Genomic DNA, 21,031 nt, shown 5'->3' with positions numbered 1-21,031 from the left:
AGCCGTGGGCCGCCCGGCGCCCCGGTCAGCCGACCGGCGCGCCGACGTGCAGCCAGAAGAACGACTGCGTGCCCATGGTGAGCGTGACGGTGCCGTCCTCGTCGAAGGACGGGAACGAGCTGCCGCCGAACAGGTCGTACAGCGGGCGACCGGCGTACTCGGGTGCCGTGATGGTGACCGAGGTCGGGTTCGTCGCGAACGAGAACACGCACAGGACGTCCTCGGCGGACGGGCCGAACTGCTGCCCGGAGCCCTCCCACGAGCGGACGAAGGCGAGCACGGACTCGTTCGAGGTCTCCTGCACGTCGAGCGTGCCGAGTCCGAAGACCGGGTGCGCCTTCCGCACGTGGATGACGTTCCGGACCCAGTGCAGCAGGGAGCGGGACTGTGCGAGCTGTGCCTCGACGTTGACCTGCGCGTAGTTGTACACCAGGGACTGCACGACGGGCAGGTACAGCTTGCCCGGGTCGGCGGTCGAGAAGCCGGCGTTCCGGTCCGGCGTCCACTGCATGGGCGTGCGGGACGAGTCGCGGTCCGGCAGCCAGATGTTGTCGCCCATGCCGATCTCGTCGCCGTAGTACAGGAACGGCGATCCCGGCAGCGAGAACAGCAGCGCGTGGATGAGTTCGAGCTCGGCGCGGGAGTTGTCGAGCAGGGGAGCGAGACGGCGACGGATGCCGATGTTCGAGCGCATCCGCGGGTCGTACCCGTACCAGCCGTACATCGCCTGCCGGTACTCCTCGCTCACCATCTCGAGCGTGAGCTCGTCGTGGTTGCGGAGGAAGACGCCCCACGCCGCCGACGAAGGGACGTCGAGGGTCTCGGACAGGATCGCCTTGAGCTCGGCCGCGTGCTGGGCGCGGAGCGAGTAGAAGATGCGGGGCATGACCGGGAAGTCGAACGCCATGTGGCACTCGGGTTCCTCGTCCGTGCCGAAGAACGCGGCGGTCTCACGGGGCCACTGGTTCGCCTCGGCCAGCAGGACCCGGCCGGGGTACTCGTCGTCCACCATCGCGCGGAGCTTCTTGATGAACTCGTGGGTCTCCGGCTCGCCCTCGCCGTTGCCCTCCTCGGACTCGAACAGGTACGGGATGGCGTCGAGCCGCAGACCGTCGACGCCCATGTCCAGCCAGTGCCGGACGACGTCGTACACGGCCTCGACCACGGCCGGGTTCTCGAAGTTCAGGTCGGGCTGGTGCGAGAAGAACCGGTGGAAGAAGAATTGCCGGCGCACCGGGTCGAACGTCCAGTTCGACTCCTCGGTGTCCACGAAGATGATGCGGATGTTCGAGTAGTCCTCGTCGGTGTCCCGCCAGACGTAGAAGTCGCCGTAGGGGCCGTCCGGGTCCTCACGGGACTGCTGGAACCACTCGTGCTGGTCGCTCGTGTGGTTGATCACCATGTCGATGACGATGCGCATGTTGCGCTCGTGCGACTTCGTGACCAGCTCGCGGAAGTCGTCGAGGGTGCCGAACTCCGGCAGGATCGCCCGGTAGTCGGCGATGTCGTACCCGCCGTCGCGCATCGGCGACTGGAAGAACGGGGGCAGCCACAGGGCGTCCACCCCGAGCCACTGCAGGTAGTCGAGCTTTCCGATCACGCCCTGGATGTCGCCGATGCCGTCACCGTTCGAATCCACGAACGAGCGGATCATGCACTCGTAGAAGACCGAGCGCTTGTACCACTGCGGGTCGAGCGTCAGTCCGGGCAACTGGATCGGGGCTGTGAAGGTCACCGTGCTCCTCGTCGAAGGTCGTCGGACCCGTCGACGGCCCGCCCCGGACACGATAGGCGCGCGACGCTGCGGGTGTCCGGGGTTTCGTGCGGTTGGCTCCCTAGACTGGCGCGGATGCAACCGCCCGTGCTCTCCCCGTACCAGTCGCTGATGGCCGCCACCCCGGTCGTGCACCGGGCCGTCCAGGTGGACGGCCGGACCACGCACCACTGGGTCTACGGGCCCGAGGACGCCGACCGGACCGTGCTCGCCGTCCACGGGTTCCGCGGGGACCACCACGGGTTGGAGACGATCGCCGCACACCTGGAGGGCGTCCGCGTGATCGTGCCGGACCTGCCCGGCTTCGGCGAGTCGGACCCGCTGCCGGTCTCCGACGTCGACGGGTACGTCACGTGGCTGAAGGGGTTCGCCGCCGCGCTCGGCCTGGGCCGCGACACCGTCGTGCTCGGCCACTCGTTCGGCTCGATCGTCGTCTCGGCGGCCGTCGCCGCCGGACTCGACACCCGGCTGCTCGTCCTCGTCAACCCGATCGCCGCCCCGGCCCTGCGGGGTCCGCGCGCGATCGGCACGGCCATCGCGATCGGCTACTACCGGGCGGGCGCGGTGCTGCCCCGGCCGATCGGACTCGGCATCCTGCGCAACGGCGCGATCGTCCGCGCGATGAGCGTCGCGATGCTCAAGTCCCACGACCCGGCGCTGCGCCGCTGGGTGCACGACCAGCACGACCGGTACTTCTCGGCCTTCGCGAACCGCACGAGCGTGCTCGAGGCGTTCCGGACCTCGGTCACGCACGACGTGTCGGAGTACGCCGACCGGATCGACGTGCCGGTGCTCATGGTGGCCGCCGAGCACGACGACATCACGGCCGTGCCCGAGCAGCGCGCGCTGGCCGCCCGGTTGCGCGACGCCGAGCTCGTCGTGATCCCGGGCGTCGGACACCTGGTGCACTACGAGACGCCGGCGCCGGCCGCGGCCGCCGTCCTGCGGCGGATGGCCGACACGCCGGCCCGTCCGGCACGCGACCGGAGGGCGAAGGCGCGACGGTCGCCGGGGCCGACCCGGGCCTCCCGGCCGACCGAGGCACGCGACGGCGCGACCCGGGGAGCGGACCAGGACCAGCACGGGACGGCCGCCCCGGCCGGCGAGGCGGACGCGTCGTGACGCGGCTGCGTATCGGCATCGACTGCCGCTACGTGCGGATCGGCCGGCACGACGGGATCAGCCGGTTCACCGCGGGCGTCGTGGCGCACCTGCCCGACCGCCACGACTACGTGCTGCTCGTCAGCGACGAACGCCAGCTCGAGTCGCTGCCGCGTGAGCTGCCGTGGGAACTGCTGCCGGCCCCGACCGACGCGGGGGAGCCGCTCGTCGCCCGCCGGGTGAACCGTCTGGGACTCGACGCGGTGTTCTCGCCGATGCAGACGATGGGGTCGCGCGGCCGCGACCACGCGCTCGTGCTGACGCTGCACGACCTGATCTACTACCGCAACCGCACGCCTCCACGGGAGTTCTCGTGGCCACTCCGGCTCGGGTGGCGGGCGTTCCACCTGTCCTGGGTGCCGCAGCGCCTGCTGCTGAACGGCGCTGACGGGGTCGTCACGGTGTCGGAGACCAGCGCGGCGCTCATCGCCGAGCACCGGCTCACCCGGCGTCCGGTCACCGTGGCGTACAACGCCGCGGACCCGGCGGACCCACGCCCGGCAGACGGGGCGCGTGCGCGCTCGCTCGTCTACATGGGCTCCTTCATGCCGTACAAGAACGTCGAGACACTCGCGGCGGCACTGCCGCTGCTCGGCCCGGACTGGACGCTGCACTGCATGTCGCGCGTGTCCGCAGCCGACCGTGCCCGGCTCGAGGGGCTCGCGCCCGCGGGGGCGATCGTGTTCCACGACGGGGCGTCGGACGAGGAGTACCTGTCGGTGCTCCGGTCGGCCACGGCGTTGGCCACGGCCTCGTACGACGAGGGGTTCGGGATCCCGCTGGTCGAGGCGATGGGCGTCGGCACGCCGGTGGTGGTGAGCGACATCCCGATCTTCCGGGAGATCGGCGGCGAGGCGGCCGAGTACTTCGACCCGGCGTCGCCGTCGGCGGTCGCAGCGGCGGTGCGGCGCGTGGAGGGGCGGTGGCAGGAGGCCTCGCAGCAGTCGATCGCGCGGGCCGGGCGGTTCCGGTGGCAGGACTCGGCGGAGCAGGTGGTCCGCGCGGTGGAGCGGGCCGTGCGGGACCGGGCGGCACGCTGACCCCGGGTGCCAGCGCCTGCTGGCGCCGGGCGGCGCCGCGGTCGGTCTGCCTGCTGGCGCCGGGCGGCACTGCGGTCGGTCTGCCTGCTGGCGCCGGGCGGCACCGCGGTCGGCCTGCCTGCTGGCGCTACTGCGGCGCCCGTACCTCGACGTCCGCTCCCGGGAACACCCGCTGGGTGTCCTCGGTGACCCGCGCCACGATCGGTGGCAGGGCCTTGCCCCGTCCCGGGGTCTCGACGACGACCGACTGGTCGGCGTCGTCGTCGGAGGCCTCGGTGCCCCGGGCCCACGAGCACCGCACCGCGGTCACCCCGCCGATGCGGTCGAGCGTGTCCGCGAGCACCAGGCGGCGCTCCGTCACCGCCCGGTCGCCCGTGACACCGACGTGCAGCACCCCGAGGTCGGCGATGGCGACGATGCGCACGCCGTTGCCGCCGGCGTCCTCCGCGGCACGGCTCACGGCCTCGACGAGGTCCGCACGCGCCGCGCGGTCGAGGGCTGGGTCGGCGCGGACGGTGGCGGTCGCGTCGTAGCTCGCGAACGCCGTCTTCCGCGGTTCGTGGTGCCGCACCTCGACGACGCCGGGCAGGTCGCTCACGCGCGCGTCGAACCGGTCGAGCGCCGCCTCCGGTCGGGGGAACACCCCGCCGATGCCGTTCTGGACGCTCCCGACGATCGACCCGAGCGCCACGACGATGACCGCGGCGACCGCGAGGACGCCGACGCCGATGACGACCCAGGTGCGCGCCCGCGTCCGCGACGGCACGGACGCGGTCTCGGGGCCGAAGACCTGGTCGAGGTCGTCGTCCGGCGGGTCGAGGGCGCGCTGCGTGGAGCGGTCGGTTCCGTCGTCGGACATGTCGCTCCCTCCACCCGGACGCGCAGGCGGATACGGGTGCGTCGGAGCCTAGTCCCTGGTCAGCTGCGGCGTTCGAGCGGGTTCTGGTGGTCGAACGGAGCGCCGCCGGTCGCGTCGGAGACGTCGTCGATGGGGTCGTCGAACCGGACGAGCTCGGCGTGGAACCGCTCGGGGTCCCAGCGGAACGAGTGGATCGAGCCGTTGCGGATCGGGGTGTCCCGACGGTCTGCGGTGCCCGGCGCCGAGGCGTTCACCACGGCACGGATCACGGCACCGTGCGTCGCGACCACCACGACCCCGCCGTCGAACTGCACCGCGATCTCGCCGAGGGCCTCGGTGGTGCGCGCGAGCAGGGCGGACCGGGACTCACGACCTGGGATGTCGTCGTGCGGGTAGCGGGCCAGGACCTCGTCGTCGGTCAGGCCCTCGGCCTCGCCGTAGGAGCGCTCTGCCAGGCCCGGGTACGTCGCCGGGGCCGCGAGGCCGAGGCGGTCGGCGATGATCGCCCCGGTGGTGGCCGCACGGGACAGCGGTGACGCCACGACGGCGTCGAAGGGTCGCCGGGCGAGCAGTTCGGCGGCTTCGGCGGCCTGTCGGCGCCCGGTGTCGTTGAGGGGGATGTCGGTCGAGCCCTGGATCCGGCGTTGCGCGTTCCAGTCGGTCTCGCCGTGCCGGACGAGGTACAGGTGGGTCGTCACCCGTCGATCTTCGCAGACGACGCGGGGGACCAGGGGTCCGTACCGGAGCGCGAGCGGGGCGAGCGCGGCAGGCTGGCAGCCCGCACGCCCCGGCAGCTCGGCCGGCCCGGCGCGCTACTCGCCGCCCGCCATCGGCGCCGCCCCCGCGACCAGCCGCTCCGCCAGGTGCACCAGCGTCTCGGTGGTCCCACCGTCCACCTTCACCGCAGCGCGGCGATCACTCCGGGTCGCCCCGCGGTTCACGATGACGACGGGGTTCTTCCGACGGGTCGCGTGGTCGACCAGGCGGACGCCGGAGTTCACCGTGAGCGACGACCCCACCACGAGCAGGGCATCGGCGTCGGCGACGATCGACACGGCCTCGTGGAACTTCTCGGTGGGGACGAACTCGCCGAAGAACACGACGTCGGGCTTCAGGTCGCCGCCGCACACCGAGCACGCCGGCACGACGAACCGCTCGACGTCGGTGATCTCGACGTCGCCGTCGGGCTGCAGCTGGACGGAGCCGGGCTCGTCGATCCAGGGGTTCGCGCGGTCGATGGTCGCGGCGAGGTCGGCGCGCGAGAACACCTGGCCACAGGTCAGGCAGACCGCGCGGTCCATCGAGCCGTGGATCTCGACCACCCGGCGCGAACCGGCGCGCAGGTGCAGGCCGTCGACGTTCTGCGTGATGATCCCGGCGACCACGCCGGCGTCCTCGAGTGCGGCGAGCGCGCGGTGCCCAGCATTCGGCGTCGCCGCGGCGAAGCTCCGCCAGCCCAGGTGCGATCCCGCCCAGTACCGCTGCCGCTTCGCGGGGTCGGCGAGGAACTCCTGGAACGTCATCGGCTTGCGCACGACGCGACCGGCACCGCGGTAGTCGGGGATGCCCGAGTCGGTGCTCAGCCCGGCCCCGGAGAGGACCGCGACGCGCTTGCCGGCGAGCACCTCGACCAGCCGGTCGAGGTCGGCCGTGTCGGCCGACCCGGCGGTCGGCGCGGTCGTCGACGCAGCATCATCCAGCACCCTGTTCACGGTACCCTCAACACCCGACCGTGCCGATCGCTTCCCGCGGCGGCGCAGTCACCCCGCACCCGGCACCGAGCACCGAGCACCAGCACCAGCACCAGCACCAGCACCAGGACCCGTACCCCGGACCCCGGTCACCGGCGCCGCGCGCGCCCGGCACACGCAGCCGACCACGACCAAGACCCCGGACCGCGGACCCGAACCCCGGAGCCCCGACCCCGAACCCCGAACCCCGGTCCCCGGCACCCCGGTCCAGCGCAGCCGACCAAGACCAAGACCAGGACCCCGCCGCTCCCCGGCACCCGCCCGCACCACACCGAAACGAGCCCCGTGCACCCCGTCCGCATCGACTCCCTCGACGACGCCCGCCTCGACGACTTCGCCCGCCTCACCGACGTGGCGCTGCGCCGTGTGAGCGAGCCCGAGGGTGGCCTGTACATCGCCGAGTCGAACACGGTGATCGAGCGTGCGATCCGCGCCGGGCACGTGCCGCGCAGCATCCTGGTGCAGGAGAAGTGGCTCGACAGCGTCCTGCCCCTGGTCGCTGACCACGACGGCCCGGTGTTCGTGGGCCCGGACGCCCTGCTCGAGGAGCTCACCGGCTTCCGCATGCACCGTGGCGCGATCGCCGCCGTGCAGCGCCCCGAGCTGCCGACCGTCGCCGAGGTCGTGCGGGACGCGCGGGTCGTGGTCGTCCTCGAGGACATCGTCGACCACACCAACGTCGGCGCCGTCTTCCGCAGCGTGGCCGGCCTGGGTGCCGACGCGGTGCTGGTCAGCCCGCGCTGCGCCGACCCGCTGTACCGGCGCAGCGTGCGGGTGAGCATGGGCACGGTCCTGCAGGTGCCGTGGACCCGCATCGGCGACTGGCCCGCGGCGGGCGAGGAGCTCCGCGACCAGGGCTTCCACCTGGCCGCGATGGCACTGACCGACGACTCGGTCGACCTCGACGCCTTCGTCGCCGACCTGCCGGACAAGGTCGCACTCGTGATGGGTACGGAGGGTCAGGGGCTCACCCCGGCCGCGATCGCGTCGGCGGACACGACGGTCCGGATCCCGATGGCGCACGGCGTCGACTCGCTCAACGTCGCCGCGGCGAGCGCCGTCGGCCTGTGGGCGGTCACCCACGCGCAGCGGCGCGCCTCCTAGCCCCGACCACGGCCTGGAGGCGCGCCCCGCCTCCGCCACGCACGCGGGCCGGTACGCTCGGTGACCGTGTCCCGAGTCGTGCGCCGCCCCCGTTCCGCCGTCCGCAGGCCGGTGACGATCTCGGTGGTCGCCGTCCTCGTGCTCGTGGTCGGCTACCTCGTCGCCGCGGCCATCGTGCCGTTCGGGCCGGCGAGCGCCTCGACCACGACGTACTCGGCACCGGAGACGACCGTGCCCGAGCTGAGCTTCCCCGGGTACGGCGCCACCGCCGTCGAGGCCACCGACTTCCCGGAGAGCCTGCGCACCAGCGGGGACACGAAGCCGCGGTCGATCGCGAGCATCACGAAGGTCGTCACGGCGCTCGTGGTGCTCGACGAGAAGCCGATGGCGGCGGGGGAGTCCGGGGCGTCGATCCGCTTCACGAAGCAGATGGAGGGCCTGTACGCCAAGTACGCGGCCCAGAACGGCGAGGTCGCCCCGATGCCCGCCGGGCTGGAGCTCACGCAGCACCAGACCTTCCAGGTGATGCTCATGGAGTCGGCGAACAACTACGCGGGTGCCCTGGCGATCTGGGCCTTCGGCTCGATCGCCGCGTACGAGCGTGCGGCGAACGCCTGGCTCGACGAGCACGGCCTGGACGACACGACGATCCACGAGCCGACCGGCCTCGACCCGGACAACACCTCGACCGCGACCGACCTGGTGGAACTCGGCCAGCTCGCGTTGGCGGACCCGGTGGTGCACGAGATCGTCGGCACGAAGGACGTCACGATCCCCACGGTGGGCGAGATCGAGAACTCGAACAAGCTGCTGGGGATCGACGGGATCGAGGGCATCAAGACCGGCACCCTCGACGAGGCCGGTGCCTGCCTGCTGTTCGCGGCGACGTACGAGCGCGGCGGACGCGACGTGACGGTGATCGGCGTGATGCTCGGCGGAGTCGACCACGACTCCCTCGACGTCGACGTGCAGCGGCTGCTCCGCTCGGTGGCGGACAACTTCCAGGTGGTGACGCTCGCGCACGAGGGCCAGACCTTCGGCACGTTCTCGACACCGTGGCAGGACGAGGCCGACGCGGTCACGACCACGGCGGCCGAGGTGCTCGTGTGGGGCAGGGCCACCGTCACCGCGAAGACGGAGCTCGAGCAGGTGACCGTCGGCACGGAGGGCGAGCGGGTCGGGAAGGTCCGGTTCCGGATCTCCGACCACGACCCGGTCACGGTGCCGCTCGTGCTCGAGCGCACGATCGACGATCCCGGCGTCTGGTGGCGCTGGACGAACCCGTTCCAGGGGGCGTGACGCCCGGGCGGTCGCAGCCGTAGGGTCGGACGCGTGACGACGACGTTCCCGGCCTCCACCCCGTCCGCGCTCGGCATCGACGCCCGGGGCGTGACCGCCCTGCTCGACGCACTCGAGTCCACACCCGACGTGGAACCGCACAGCATCGTGCTGCTGCGGCACGGTCAGGTGGCGGCGGAGGGCTGGTGGCAGCCGTACACCGCCGAGCGCGTGCACCTGCTGTACTCGCTCAGCAAGAGCTTCACCGCCGCGGGGGTGGGCATCGCCGTCCGGGCCGGTCTGATCGACCTCGACGCGACCGTGCTGTCGTACTTCCCCGAGCTCGACGCGGACGTCACCGACGAGCGCAGCCGCCGCATCAGCGTCCGGCACCTGCTCGCGATGGCGAGCGGGCACCGCGAGGAGACGCTCGACCGCGCCGAGGCACTCGACCCGACGGACACGGTGCGCGGCTTCCTGCTGCTCCCGCCCGACGAGGAGCCCGGCACGGTCTTCGCCTACAACCAGCCCTGCACGTACACCCTCGCGGCGATCGTGCGACGGGTGACGGGTGGCTCGCTCGTGGACTGGCTGCGTCCGCACCTGCTCGACCCGCTGGGCATCGACGACCTGGCCTGGCGTCTGGACGACACCGGTGCCGAGCTCGGCTTCAGCGGCTGCTACGCCCCGACGTCCGCGGTCGCGAAGCTCGGGCAGCTGTACCTGCAGGGCGGCGTGTGGGACGGCGAGCGCATCCTCGACGAGGACTGGGTCGCGCAGGCCACGAGCACGCAGGTGGCCAACCCCGACGAGGGCAACCCGGACTGGTCGCAGGGCTACGGGTTCCAGTTCTGGATGGCCCGGCACGGCTACCGCGGCGACGGCGCGTACGGCCAGTTCTGCGTGGTCCTGCCCGAGCAGGACGTCGTCCTTGCCCTGACCGGGCAGAGCCTCGACATGCAGGCGGTCCTCGACGCGGTCTGGCAGCACCTGCTGCCCGCCGTCGACGGTTCGTCCGACGCGGCTGCGGACCGCGCCCTGGAGGCCCGGCTCGCCTCCCTGGGGCTGCCCGCCCTGGTCGGCGGGTCGCTCCGGGGCACGGCCGACGTCGGTCCGCTGGCGCGCGACGGCGACGCGTGGCGGCTCACGGTCGACGTCGACGGCGGGACGCTGTCGGTGCCGGTCGGGCAGGGGGAGTGGACGGTCGAGGGGCCGCTCGCCGCGAGCGGGGCGGCCGACCAGGACGGGACGCTGCGGGTGGACGTGCGGTTCGTCGAGACCCCGCACCTGCTGCACGTGCGGGTCGACCCGGCGACGGGCGCGGTGACGACCGCGTGGCAGACCCAGCCGCTGCACGACGGCCCGCTCACGCTGCGGCGCCCGGCCGACTGAGCCCGTCCCGCGCGCGATCGCGCCCCGTGACGGTCATCGCACCCCGGCTCTCCGGGGCGCGACGACCGTGGCGGGGCGCACTGCGTGGGACCCCGCGACCGACCGGCGGCTACGGGGTGTCTGACGGGTGCTCGGTCACGATCTGCAGCTCCGGACGCTTCGCGGAGACCCCGTCGCCGGACGACGTGTGCCGGATGCGGCGGACCACCCACGGCACCAGGTACTCCTTCGCCCAGCCGAGGTCCTCGGCGCGGGCCTCGCGCCAGGGCCGGGCCTCGAGCGGCTCCGGGTTCGAGGGTTCGAGCCCGTGCGGCACGCCGAGGGTGTCGAGCACGGCGGCGGCGATGGTGGCGTGGCCCATCGGGGAGTGGTGGAGCCGGTCCGGTGCCCACATCCGCGGATCCCGGAGCACGCGGAGCGCCCACGTGTTCGCGATCAGGGCACCGTGCTTCAGCGCGATGGCGTGCAGGTTCTCGTTGTAGATCGCCGTCTTGCCGCGCACCATGCCGAGCACCGGCGTCATGCCGACGTCGGGGCCGGTGAACAGCACGACGGTCGCACCGTCCCGGCGCAGGTCGGCGACGAGCCGGTCGACGCGCTCGGCCAGCTCGTCCGGGTCGGAGCCGGGGCGGATGATGTCGTTGCCGCCGGCGGACACCGTGATGAGGTCGGGGTGCAGGGCGACGGCGGCCTCGGCCTGCTCGTCGATGATCTGCTGCAGCAGCCGCCCGCGGATCGCCAGGTTCGCGTAGGCGAAGTCCTCGGTCTGGTGCGCGAGCACCTCGGCGACCCGGTCGGCCCAGCCGCGGTTGCCGCCGGGCACGGTCGGGTCGGGGTCACCGATGCCCTCGGTGAACGAGTCACCGATCGCGACGTACCTGGTCCACGGATGACGATCTGACACGTTCCGGACCATAGTCTCGTGCCATGACGAAGGCCAACACGGATGCCGCCGGATGGTCGGTCCCTGAGGGACTGCTCACCCGCATCGCCGGACGCGCGCCCGGGTACGACGCCGCCAACGCGTTCTGCGCCGAGGACCTCGACGAGCTGCGCGCGGCCGGGTACCTGCGCATCGGGGTGCCCGTCGAGCAGGGCGGGTCCGGGCTCGGGCTCCGCGCCACAGCCGAGGTGCAGCGGACCCTCGCCCAGGCCGCGCCGGCGACGGCGCTCGGTCTCGGCATGCACCAGGTGTGGGTGCAGGCGGCCCGCAGCGTGACCGCGCGGGGTGGGGCGTTCCTCCAGGCCGTCACCGACCACGCGGCCGACGACCACCTGCTCGCCTTCGGGGTGAGCGAACCCGGCAACGACGCCGTCCTGTTCGACTCGTCGACGACGGCGGAGCCGGACGGCGACGGCGGGTACCGGTTCACCGGCACCAAGGTGTCCACGTCGCTCGCGCCGGCATGGGACGTGCTGAGCGTGTTCGGCAAGGACACGTCCGGACCGGAGCCGCGGCTCGTGCACGGATTCCTGCTGCGCTCCGACGGGGGCGTCGAGCACCTGGACGACTGGGACACCCTCGGGATGCGGGCGACGCAGAGCCGCACCACACGGTTGCGGGCGGCGCACGTGCCCGCCGAGCGCATCGTCCGGGTACTGCCGGTCGGACCGACCCAGGACCCCCTGGTGTTCGGGATCTTCGCGGCGTTCGAGCTCCTGGTCGCGTCGGTGTACGTGGGCATCGCCGAGCGGGCAATCGCCCTGGCGGCCGAGGCCGTCGCCGCACGGACGGCGTCGGACGGCACGCCGCGGTCGCAGGACCCGGACGTGCGCCGGACGGTCGCCGACCTGCGTGGGGCGGTGGACGCCGTGACGCTGCAGGTCGACGCGCTGACACGGTCCGTCGACGAGCAGGACGACCTCGGGGCGCGGTGGTTCCCGCTGCTCGTCGGCACGAAGGCCCGCGCGGTGGACACGGCGCAGCACGTGGTGGACGAGGCGATGCGGGTCGTCGGCGGGTCCGCCTTCCGGTCGACGAGCGAGCTCGCGCGACTCGCCCGTGACGTCCGGGCCGGGCAGTACCACCCGTCGACGCGGGACTCGGCGGCTCGGACCATCGCGGCGTCGGTGCTCGGGCCCCTGGGCTGACGGACGGAGTGGGCGGTACCGGCGGGGTGGGCGGGGCGCTCGTCGCGGCGATGTCGGCGGCGCCTGGCATCATCGCGGTGTGAGCAAGCAGGACGGACGCAACCGCCTCGTCTCCGACGCACCGGTGGACGACGTCTCGGCGACCGTGCTGCACGTCGACATGGACGCCTTCTTCGCCTCCGTCGAGCTGCTCGACCGCCCCGACCTCGTGGGGCTGCCCGTCATCGTCGGTCACGACTCCGACCGGTCCGTCGTGACCGCCGCCACGTACGAGGCCCGGAAGTACGGCGTCAACTCCGCGATGCCGATGGCCGTGGCCAAGCGCCGCTGCCCGAACGCCGTCATCGTCGAACCGCACTTCGAGAAGTACCGCGCGAAGTCCGCCGCCGTGATGGCGGTGTTCGACCGGTTCACCCCGCGCGTCGAACGCCTCGGCATCGACGAGGCCTTCCTCGACGTCGCCGGCGCGCTCCGGCTGTACGGCACCCCGTGGCAGATCGGCCAGGCCATCCGGCGCACCGTCTTCGCCGAGACCGGACTGCACTGCTCGGTCGGTGCCGCGTCGACCAAGTTCGTCGCGAAGCTGGCGTCCAGCCGGTCCAAGCCGGACGGCCTGCTCGTCGTGCCGGCGGCCGACACGGTGGCGTTCCTGCACCCCCAGCCGGTCTCCGCGCTGTGGGGCGTGGGTGGCAAGACGCAGGAGACGCTGGAGCGCCGGGGCATCCGCACCGTCGGCGACCTGGCCAACACGCCGCTCGGCTCGTTGGTGTCCGCCCTCGGTCCGGCCGGTGGGCAGCGCCTGCACGACCTGTCGTGGGGGCGCGACCCCCGTGTGGTCGACACCGGCGTCGGCGAGAAGTCGATCGGGCACGAGGTCACGTTCGGCCACGACCTGACCGAACGCGACGACGTCGCTCGCGAGCTCCTGCGCCTGGCCGACAAGGTCGCCGTCCGGCTCCGCCACGCCGAGGTGCAGGCCCGCACCGTGGCGCTCAAGGTCCGCTACACCGACTTCACCACGCTGACCCGGTCGCGCACGCTCGCCGAACCCACCGACGTCGCGAAGCGACTGCACCGCGAAGCCGTCGAGTTGTACGACGTGCTGCACCGTCCCGGCAACCGGATCCGGCTCATCGGGGTCCGCGGCGAGAACCTCGTCCCCGCCGCGGCGAGCAACGCCCTGTGGGACGACGACGCGCCGTGGCGCGAGACCGAGACCACCGTCGACGCGGTGGCGGCTCGCTTCGGCGCCGGCGTGCTGCGCCCGGCGTCGCTGGTCCGGCGCACCCCGGACGGTCACGTCCCGCACGCCAGACAGGACTGACGGTGGCGGTAGAATCGCATCCAGTGAGCGCAGCGGAGTACGAAGAGCAGCAGCCCGCCACGCTGTGGGCCGAGTCGGGGGACGACCGGGCCGGAGGCGGTGCGGGGTCGTCACCGTCGGTGGACGGCGACGCCGCACGTGACGAGGCCGACGCAGCGGCACTGGCCGAGGCCGCCGGCAACGCGGCCGTCCAGCACCTGTCTCCCGCGTTCCCCGACCGCGCCGCGTGGGGGACCGCGTCGAAGCTCCGCGCCTGGCAGGTCGAAGCGCTCACGAAGTACTTCGAGAAGGAGCCGCGCGACTTCCTGACCGCCGCCACGCCCGGCGCCGGCAAGACGACCTTCGCGCTGCGCCTGGCGACGGAACTGCTCGCCCGCGGCACCGTCGACCGGATCGTCGTCGTCGCGCCCACCGAGCACCTCAAGCGGCAGTGGGCCGACTCCGCCGACCGCGTGGGCATCCGCATCGACCCGATGTTCAAGAACGGCGACGGCATGTTCGGCCGCCACTACCAGGGCGTCGCGATCACCTACGCCCAGGTCGGCATGAACCCCGAGGTCCACAAGACGATCACCGAGGGCGGCCGCACCCTGGTCATCCTCGACGAGGTCCACCACGGCGGTGACGCGCTCACCTGGGGCGACGGCATCCGCGAGGCCTTCACCGGCGCGACCCGCCGTCTGTCGCTGTCCGGGACCCCGTTCCGCTCCGACACCGCACCGATCCCGTTCGTGCAGTACGCCCCCGACGAGCAGGGCATCCGGACCTCGATCTCCGACTACAACTACGGCTACGGCCGCGCCCTCAAGGACGGCGTGGTCCGTCCGGTGCTGTTCATGGCCTACGCCGGCCAGATGCGGTGGAAGACCCGGATGGGCGACGAGATGTCGGCGTCCCTCGGCGAGCAGGTCACGAAGGACATCACCGCGCAGGCGTGGCGCACCGCGCTGTCGCCCGAGGGCGAGTGGATGCCGGCCGTGCTCAGCGCTGCCGACAAGCGCCTGACCGAGGTCCGTCGGGGCGTGCCCGACGCCGGCGGGCTCGTCATCGCGACGGACACCACGACGGCACGCGCCTACGCCCGCATCCTGCAGCAGATCACGGGGGAGCGCCCCACCGTCGTCCTGTCCGACGAGGCCGCCGGGTCGAGCCGCATCAGCGCGTTCGCCGCCGACACCTCGCGCTGGATGGTCGCCGTCCGCATGGTGTCCGAGGGCGTGGACGTCCCACGGCTGTGCGTCGGCGTGTACGCCACGAGCGCGAGCACGCCGCTGTTCTTCGCCCAGGTGATCGGCCGCTTCGTGCGGGCTCGACGTCGCGGTGAGACCGCGAGCGTGTTCCTGCCGAGCGTGCCCGGCCTGATGGCGCTGGCCGCGAGCCTGGAGCTCGAGCGCGACCACGCCCTCGACCGGCCGAAGGACGCCGACGACGGGCTCTACAACCCGGAAGACGCCATGGTCGCCGAGGCGAACAAGGAGGACCGGGCGTCCGAGAGCCTGCTCGAGGTGCAGCCGTTCGAGGCGCTCGACTCGCAGGCGTCGTTCGACCGTGTGCTCTACGACGGCGGCGAGTTCGGGACGGGCGGCGAGGTCGGGTCCCTCGAGGAGCTCGACTTCATCGGCATCCCCGGCCTGCTCGAACCCGACCAGGTGCGCGACCTGCTCCGCGCACGGCAGGCGACCCAGGCGATGCGGTCCAAGGGCCGCACGGTCAAGGACGGGCGGCCGAAGGCCGCCGAGCCCGAGAACCGCCCGATGTACATGACGATCAAGGAGCAGCGCACCGAGCTCGCCCGGCTCGTGTCGATCTGGTCGCGGCACTCGAACGAGCCGCACGGTGCGATCCACGCCGAACTCCGGCGGATCAGCGGTGGTCCGGCCGTGGCGCAGGCGAGCATCGAGCAGATCCAGAAGCGCATCGACGTCCTGCGCTCCCGCATCGGCGGGCGTCGGTGACCCTCGCGTGATCGAGCCGGTCGACGACCGCACCTGGTACGTCAAGCGCGACCCCGAGGCGTCACCCGAGGCGATCATCGACCGCTTCGGGGGCGGCTACCGTCTGCGCCGGTTCTCGCTCACCGAGTCGCGACGGACCCCGCACGGCGTCTTCACCGGCCCGGAACTCGCCGAGACCGCGTGGTGGCGGCTCCGCGACAGGCCGCGCAGCTCATGACGCGTCGAGGCAAAGTCCGGTAGACCGGAGGAATGGCAGACTCGATCCCTCACGTCCTCGTCCTCGGCGGTGGCTCCGCCGGCTACGGCACCGTCAAGCAGCTCCAGAAGCACGCGGCCACGGTGCCCATGCGGATCACCCTGGTGGACCAGAACACCTACTACACCTACCTGCCGTTCCTGCCCGAGGTCGCCGGTGGCCACATCGCGCCGAAGGACGTCACCGTCGAACTGCGCCGAGCGCTCCGCAAGACCCGCGTGATCCAGGGGAAGGTCACCGGCATCTCGTCGGCCGACAAGACCGTGTCCATCGCGACCGCCGGTGGCGACGACCGCACCCTCGGCTACGACCACCTCGTCGTCGCCCTCGGCTCCGTCACCCGGACGTTCCCGACCCCCGGGCTCGAGGAGTACGGCGTCGGGTTCAAGAGTGTCGAGGAGGCCGCCTACGTGCGCGCCAAGCTCCTCGACAACATCGCGAAGGCCGCTGCCACGCGCGACGAGGACGAGCGTCGCCGCCTGCTCACCAGCGTCTTCGTCGGCGGTGGCTACACCGGCGTCGAGGCGATCGGCGAGCTCTTCGACGTGTCGCAGGCCGCCATCAAGACCTACCCGTCGCTCGCCGGCGAGCAGCCGCGCTGGATCCTCATCGATGCGCTCGACCGCGTCGCCCCCGAGGTCGGTCCCGAGCTGTCGAAGTGGACCCTCGAGTCGCTCCGCGCCCGTGGCATCGACGTCCGCCTGAAGACCACCATGCCCAGTGCGGAGAACGGTGTCGTCACGCTGTCCGACGGCGACGCGATCCCGACCGGTCTGCTCGTCTGGACCGCCGGCGTCAAGCCGAACCCGCTGCTCGACGCCTCCGACCTGCCGCGCGGTCCGAAGGGACACCTCGCCGCGAACGCGAAGCTGCAGGTCGAGGCCGAGGACACCCACGAGGTCGTGCCGGGCGTCTGGGGTCTCGGTGACGTCGCGCAGGTCCCCGACCTGACCGCCGACAAGCAGCCGGCGTACTACCCGCCGAACGCGCAGAACGCCGTGCGCCAGGCCGTCGTCGCCGCCGACAACATCGTGGCGTCGATCACGGGCAAGCCGCTCGAGGAGTACCGCCACCCCTCCATCGGCACGGTCGCGTCGTACGGTGTCGGCAAGGGCGCCGGGAACATCAAGGGCGTCAAGATGACGAACCTGTTCGCCTGGCTCGCACACCGTTCGTACCACGTGTACGCGATGCCGACGCTGAACCGGAAGGCCCGCATCGTCATCGGCTGGATCACCGGTGCGGTGTCCGGTCGCGACGCGACCTCCCTCATCAAGGAGACCGACCCGCGCCGCAACTTCGTCGAGGCGTCGAAGAGCTAGTCGAGACCACCAGACGGACGGGAGGCGCGGTGCCAGCTGGCACCGCGCCTCCCGTTTCTCTGTTCGCACCGTCCACCCCAGTAGCCGGCATGTGCGGTCCTGTGTCCGCTCCCACGCGCCTGCCGTCAGCGTTGACGGACGAGCGAGAGGAGCGCGACATGCGCGCCATGACCTACCGCGGGCCCTACCGGATCCGCGTCGACGAGAAGCCCGACCCCCGGATCGAGCACCCGAACGACGCGGTCGTCCGGGTCGAGCGGGCCGCGATCTGCGGTTCCGACCTGCACCTGTACCACGGCATGATGCCCGACACCCGCGTCGGGCACACGTTCGGCCACGAGTTCATCGGGGTGGTCGAGCAGATCGGGTCCTCGGTGCAGAACCTCAGTGTGGGCGACCGCGTGATGGTCCCGTTCCACATCTCGTGCGGCAGCTGCTGGTTCTGCGCCAGGGGCCTGTTCACGAACTGCCACAACGTGAACCCGAACGCGACCGCGGTCGGTGGGATCTTCGGGTACTCGCACACCACGGGTGGCTACGACGGCGGGCAGGCCGAACGCGTGCGCGTGCCGTACGCCGACGTCGGCCCGCAGGTGATCCCGGACTGGCTCGACCCGGACGACGCCCTGATGATGACGGACGCCCTGGGCACCGGCTACTTCGGTGCGCAGCTCGCCTCGATCCGCGAGGGCGACACGGTCGTGGTGCTCGGCGCCGGACCGGTCGGGTTGTTCGCGGCGAAGTCGGCGTGGTTCATGGGTGCCGGCCGCGTGATCGTGGTCGATCAGCTCGAGTACCGGTTGGAGAAGGCGCGGACCTTCGCGCACGCCGAGACCATCAACTTCACCGAGGTCGACGACGTCGTGGTGGAGCTGAAGAAGCAGACCGACCACCTGGGTGCCGACAGCGTCATCGACGCCGTCGGGGCCGAGGCCGACGGCAGCTTCCTGCAGCACGTCACCGCCTCGAAGCTCAAGCTGCAGGGCGGCTCGCCGGTCGCGCTCAACTGGGCGATCGACGGCGTGCGCAAGGGCGGCACGGTGTCGGCCATGGGCGCGTACGGACCGATCCCGAACCTGGTGAAGTTCGGCGACGCGATGAACAAGGGCGTCACGATCCACATGAACCAGGCCCCCGTGAAGCGACAGTGGCCCCGCCTGCTCGAGCACATCCAGGCCGGGCACCTGAAGCCGAGCGACATCATCACCCACCGCATCCCGCTCGAGCACATCGCCGAGGGCTACCACCTGTTCTCGGCGAAGCTCGACGGCATGATCAAGCCCGTCATCGTCCCGTGAAGGAGCACCCCGTGTCCGACCACACCCCGTACATCGCCGACCCGCCGCGACGGGTGCCGCCGGCCGACGAACTCCGCGCCCGCATCCCCGGGTGGGGGAGCGACCTCGACCTCGAGGACCGCCCCTCGGTGCCGAAGCTGTCCCGCGAGGCCGGGTTCGCGTCCGGCGCGCACTGGGACGTGCCGGAGCAGCAGCCCGGTGCCGAGGGCCGCGAACGCTCGATCGAGCACGCGCACGTCACGCCCGTGTTCGGGACGGCGCAGCCGCTCCGCGGGCTCCCCGGACTGGTCCGTCGGTTCGCCTACCAGCGTTTCAGTGAGGGGCGTCTGGCCCACTGGGCGCTCCTGGTGGTGGGGGACCGGCTCGACGTCGCCGGGCACCGGGTGACGGCCGCGCTCCGCGGTCGGCCGGACCGGGTGATCCGGGAGACGGGCGTCCGAGCCGAGGCCGGGACGCACCCGGTCGCGTCGCGCCTCGGGTCGGGGCGGACGGACTGGCGGCACCAGCTGCTCGACCCGGTCGTCGCGAACTGGGGCTGGTTGGCGGCGGTCGGTGCGGTGGTCCTGGTGGCGCGCCGCGTCCTGCGCGCGCGCTGACGCCGCCGGACGGGAGGCGCGGGTCGGCCCCGCCCCGCGCCTCCCGTCCGCCCGTGCTTCCGTCGCCATCCCCTGGGAGTGGGTCCGACCCAGCTGGTCCGTCAGCCGCAGGGAGTGCGACCAACCAGCCGACCGGAGGGGGGCCGCGAGCGAAGCGAGCTGGCCGAGGCGGTGACGCCCCGAGCGGAGCGACGGCGGCACTCGCCGGGAGAACACAACAGAAATGCCCCCTGACCGAAAGGTCAGGGGGCATGCATTCCTGTGTCCGAGGGGGGACTTGAACCCCCACGCCCTAATACGGGCACTAGCACCTCAAGCTAGCGCGTCTACCAATTCCGCCACCCGGACAGGGTGCCTGGTGTCTGTTTCCCGGGTTTTCCCCGGCGTTCCTGCCGAGAGAAGACACTAGCACGGGTCTGAACGCGCGATGAACACGGTCACGCATCCCGGGCGAGTCCCGGTGGTGTCCCGCCCCTGGTGGCGTCGGTGCCGACCGGTAGCGTGGTCGCATGACGAACCCGGAGCCGACCGTGCCCGAGCTCGAGGCCACCGCGGCGATCGCCCGTGACCTCATCCGCATCGACACGACGAACTGGGGCGAGGGGAAGTCCCGCGGTGAGGCCGAGGCCGCCCACTACGTCGAGCACGAGCTCCGGGCGCTGGGCCTCGAGCCGCAGTTGTTCGAGTCCGAGCCGGACCGGGTGAGCGTCGTGGCACGGGTCCCCGGGCGCAACCGCGACAAGCCGGCGCTCGTGGTGCACGGGCACCTCGACGTCGTGCCGGCCGACCCGGCGAACTGGTCGGTCGACCCGTTCGGCGGCGTGGTCAAGGACGGCTCGCTGTGGGGTCGGGGCGCGGTCGACATGAAGAACATGGACGCGATGATGCTCACGTCACTGCGGGACGTCATCGACCAGCACGGGGCACCCGAGCGGGACCTGGTGATCGCGTACTTCGCCGACGAGGAAGCGGGGGGCGTGCTCGGTTCGCACCACGTGGTCGACCAGCACCCCGAGGTCTTCGCCGGGGCGTCGGCGGCGATCAGCGAGGTCGGCGGGTACTCGATCACGCTCGGTGATCGCCGCGCCTACCTGCTGCAGACCGGCGAGAAGGCGCTGATGTGGGTGAAGCTCATCGCTCGCGGCACGGCAGCCCACGGCTCGCACGTGATCCGCGACAACGCCGTCACGAAGCTCGCCGCGGCGGTCGCCCGGATCGGCAGCGAGGAGTGGCCCGTCCGGCTCTCGGCCACGACGGACGCGATGGTCGCCGAGGTCGCCCGGTTCATCGGGGTCGATCCGACGGTCACCGGCCCGGACGAGGTCGCGCTGGCCACCGGTTCGGCGTCACGGTTCATCCACGCCGCGTTGCACACCACCTCGAACCCGACGGTGCTGACCGCGGGCTACAAGCACAACGTCATCCCGGACCGGGCCGAGGCGCTGGTGGACATCCGCTGCCTGCCCGGCGACGAGGAGACCGTGCTCGCGCGCGTCCGGGAACTCGCGGGCGACGACGTCGAGGTCGTGACGTCCTTCCGCGACATCGGGCTCGAGCAGGACTTCGGCGGCCCGCTGGTCGACGCCGTCCGCGACGTCCTCGGCCGCCACGACCCGGGCGCGCCGGTGCTGCCGTACCTGCTGTCGGGTGGTACCGACAACAAGGCGCTGTCGACCCTCGGGATCGCGGGCTACGGGTTCGTCCCGCTCCAGTTGCCGGCGGGCGTCGACTTCCCGGCGATGTTCCACGGCGTCGACGAGCGGGTGCCGCTCGACGCCCTGGCGTTCGGCCGACGTGTCCTCGGCGACCTCCTCGCCACGTACTGATATT

The 21,031-nt window shown here is 72.3% G+C and carries 18 protein-coding genes and 1 tRNA gene; 13 read left to right on the top strand and 6 right to left on the bottom strand.

Going from position 1 to position 21,031, the window contains the following annotated elements; translation table 11 throughout:
• Positions 1 to 25: 25 nt before the first annotated feature.
• A complete protein-coding gene (gene treS, locus I8920_RS08205; protein ID WP_198655915.1) occupies positions 26 to 1,735 on the bottom strand; it encodes a maltose alpha-D-glucosyltransferase in 1,710 nt (569 codons plus the stop codon).
• Between the two features lie 114 nt (positions 1,736 to 1,849).
• Here treS and I8920_RS08200 point away from each other — a divergent pair, with 114 nt between their 5' ends.
• Both I8920_RS08200 and I8920_RS08195 read left to right on the top strand, forming a co-directional pair.
• On the top strand, positions 1,850 to 2,896 hold the full coding sequence (locus tag I8920_RS08200; protein ID WP_332873155.1) for an alpha/beta fold hydrolase: 1,047 nt from the start codon (positions 1,850 to 1,852) through the stop codon (positions 2,894 to 2,896).
• 5 nt (positions 2,897 to 2,901) lie between these two features.
• Entirely contained in the window at positions 2,902 to 3,975 is a 1,074-nt protein-coding gene (locus tag I8920_RS08195; protein ID WP_198658677.1) for a glycosyltransferase family 4 protein, read from the top strand.
• A gap of 127 nt (positions 3,976 to 4,102) precedes the next feature.
• Here I8920_RS08195 and I8920_RS08190 read toward each other — a convergent pair whose 3' ends face one another.
• The 3 genes from I8920_RS08190 to I8920_RS08180 form a co-directional block, all read right to left on the bottom strand.
• The gene (locus tag I8920_RS08190; RefSeq protein WP_198655914.1) at positions 4,103 to 4,834 is read right to left on the bottom strand and encodes a hypothetical protein; all 732 of its coding nucleotides are present in this window, start codon (positions 4,832 to 4,834) and stop codon (positions 4,103 to 4,105) included.
• A 59-nt stretch (positions 4,835 to 4,893) separates the two neighbouring features.
• Positions 4,894 to 5,532 carry a histidine phosphatase family protein gene (locus tag I8920_RS08185; RefSeq protein WP_198655913.1) on the bottom strand — a complete coding sequence of 213 codons (639 nt, stop codon included), beginning with the start codon at positions 5,530 to 5,532 and terminating at the stop codon, positions 4,894 to 4,896.
• A 114-nt stretch (positions 5,533 to 5,646) separates the two neighbouring features.
• Complete coding sequence (locus I8920_RS08180; RefSeq protein ID WP_198655912.1) at positions 5,647 to 6,537, bottom strand: Sir2 family NAD-dependent protein deacetylase; 891 nt, start codon at positions 6,535 to 6,537, stop codon at positions 5,647 to 5,649.
• Positions 6,538 to 6,870: 333 nt separating this feature from the next.
• On the opposite strand from I8920_RS08180, the gene I8920_RS08175 reads away from it, so the two are divergent.
• From I8920_RS08175 to I8920_RS08165, 3 genes are all read left to right on the top strand, one after another.
• Positions 6,871 to 7,689, top strand: coding sequence for a TrmH family RNA methyltransferase (locus I8920_RS08175; RefSeq protein ID WP_198655911.1), 819 nt, complete (start codon positions 6,871 to 6,873; stop codon positions 7,687 to 7,689).
• Positions 7,690 to 7,755: 66 nt separating this feature from the next.
• Positions 7,756 to 8,988: a D-alanyl-D-alanine carboxypeptidase family protein gene (locus I8920_RS08170; RefSeq protein ID WP_198655910.1), complete on the top strand. Its 1,233-nt coding sequence runs from the start codon at positions 7,756 to 7,758 to the stop codon at positions 8,986 to 8,988.
• Positions 8,989 to 9,021: 33 nt separating this feature from the next.
• Positions 9,022 to 10,359: a serine hydrolase domain-containing protein gene (locus tag I8920_RS08165; protein WP_198655909.1), complete on the top strand. Its 1,338-nt coding sequence runs from the start codon at positions 9,022 to 9,024 to the stop codon at positions 10,357 to 10,359.
• Between the two features lie 109 nt (positions 10,360 to 10,468).
• Here the strand turns inward: I8920_RS08165 and I8920_RS08160 are convergent, their stop codons facing one another.
• On the bottom strand, positions 10,469 to 11,263 hold the full coding sequence (locus I8920_RS08160; protein WP_198655908.1) for an SGNH/GDSL hydrolase family protein: 795 nt from the start codon (positions 11,261 to 11,263) through the stop codon (positions 10,469 to 10,471).
• Positions 11,264 to 11,286: 23 nt separating this feature from the next.
• Here I8920_RS08160 and I8920_RS08155 point away from each other — a divergent pair, with 23 nt between their 5' ends.
• From I8920_RS08155 to I8920_RS08125, 7 genes are all read left to right on the top strand, one after another.
• Positions 11,287 to 12,450, top strand: a complete 1,164-nt coding sequence (locus I8920_RS08155; RefSeq protein ID WP_198655907.1) for an acyl-CoA dehydrogenase family protein — start codon at positions 11,287 to 11,289, stop codon at positions 12,448 to 12,450.
• Between the two features lie 79 nt (positions 12,451 to 12,529).
• Positions 12,530 to 13,774 carry a DNA polymerase IV gene (gene dinB / locus I8920_RS08150; RefSeq protein WP_198655906.1) on the top strand — a complete coding sequence of 415 codons (1,245 nt, stop codon included), beginning with the start codon at positions 12,530 to 12,532 and terminating at the stop codon, positions 13,772 to 13,774.
• Between the two features lie 161 nt (positions 13,775 to 13,935).
• Positions 13,936 to 15,729: a DEAD/DEAH box helicase gene (locus I8920_RS08145; RefSeq protein WP_198658676.1), complete on the top strand. Its 1,794-nt coding sequence runs from the start codon at positions 13,936 to 13,938 to the stop codon at positions 15,727 to 15,729.
• Between the two features lie 7 nt (positions 15,730 to 15,736).
• A complete protein-coding gene (locus I8920_RS08140; RefSeq protein ID WP_198655905.1) occupies positions 15,737 to 15,946 on the top strand; it encodes a hypothetical protein in 210 nt (69 codons plus the stop codon).
• 32 nt (positions 15,947 to 15,978) lie between these two features.
• The gene (locus tag I8920_RS08135) at positions 15,979 to 17,307 is read left to right on the top strand and encodes an NAD(P)/FAD-dependent oxidoreductase (protein ID WP_198655904.1); all 1,329 of its coding nucleotides are present in this window, start codon (positions 15,979 to 15,981) and stop codon (positions 17,305 to 17,307) included.
• 158 nt (positions 17,308 to 17,465) lie between these two features.
• Complete coding sequence (locus I8920_RS08130) at positions 17,466 to 18,605, top strand: zinc-dependent alcohol dehydrogenase (protein WP_198655903.1); 1,140 nt, start codon at positions 17,466 to 17,468, stop codon at positions 18,603 to 18,605.
• 11 nt (positions 18,606 to 18,616) lie between these two features.
• A complete protein-coding gene (locus tag I8920_RS08125; protein ID WP_225557924.1) occupies positions 18,617 to 19,201 on the top strand; it encodes a hypothetical protein in 585 nt (194 codons plus the stop codon).
• Positions 19,202 to 19,463: 262 nt separating this feature from the next.
• Here I8920_RS08125 and I8920_RS08120 read toward each other — a convergent pair.
• Positions 19,464 to 19,549 (bottom strand) — tRNA-Leu (locus I8920_RS08120).
• A 161-nt stretch (positions 19,550 to 19,710) separates the two neighbouring features.
• On the opposite strand from I8920_RS08120, the gene I8920_RS08115 reads away from it, so the two are divergent.
• Positions 19,711 to 21,027 carry a M20/M25/M40 family metallo-hydrolase gene (locus I8920_RS08115; protein WP_198655902.1) on the top strand — a complete coding sequence of 439 codons (1,317 nt, stop codon included), beginning with the start codon at positions 19,711 to 19,713 and terminating at the stop codon, positions 21,025 to 21,027.
• The last annotated feature ends 4 nt before the right edge of the window (positions 21,028 to 21,031 follow it).

Source organism: Curtobacterium sp. YC1, from assembly GCF_016267665.1.
Lineage (GTDB): Bacteria > Actinomycetota > Actinomycetes > Actinomycetales > Microbacteriaceae > Curtobacterium.
The sequence above is the reverse complement of the archived record's forward strand: the minus strand, read 5'-3'. Positions and strand labels throughout refer to the sequence as shown.

Excerpts from the sequence above, each read along its gene's own strand:
- I8920_RS08200 (WP_332873155.1), top strand. The coding sequence starts at position 1,850 with ATGCAACCGCCCGTGCTCTCCCCGTACCAGTCGCTGATGGCCGCCACC.
- I8920_RS08190 (WP_198655914.1), bottom strand. The coding sequence starts at position 4,834 with ATGTCCGACGACGGAACCGACCGCTCCACGCAGCGCGCCCTCGACCCG.
- I8920_RS08155 (WP_198655907.1), top strand. The coding sequence starts at position 11,287 with ATGACGAAGGCCAACACGGATGCCGCCGGATGGTCGGTCCCTGAGGGA.
- I8920_RS08135 (WP_198655904.1), top strand. The coding sequence starts at position 15,979 with ATGGCAGACTCGATCCCTCACGTCCTCGTCCTCGGCGGTGGCTCCGCC.
- I8920_RS08130 (WP_198655903.1), top strand. The coding sequence starts at position 17,466 with ATGCGCGCCATGACCTACCGCGGGCCCTACCGGATCCGCGTCGACGAG.
- I8920_RS08115 (WP_198655902.1), top strand. The coding sequence starts at position 19,711 with ATGACGAACCCGGAGCCGACCGTGCCCGAGCTCGAGGCCACCGCGGCG.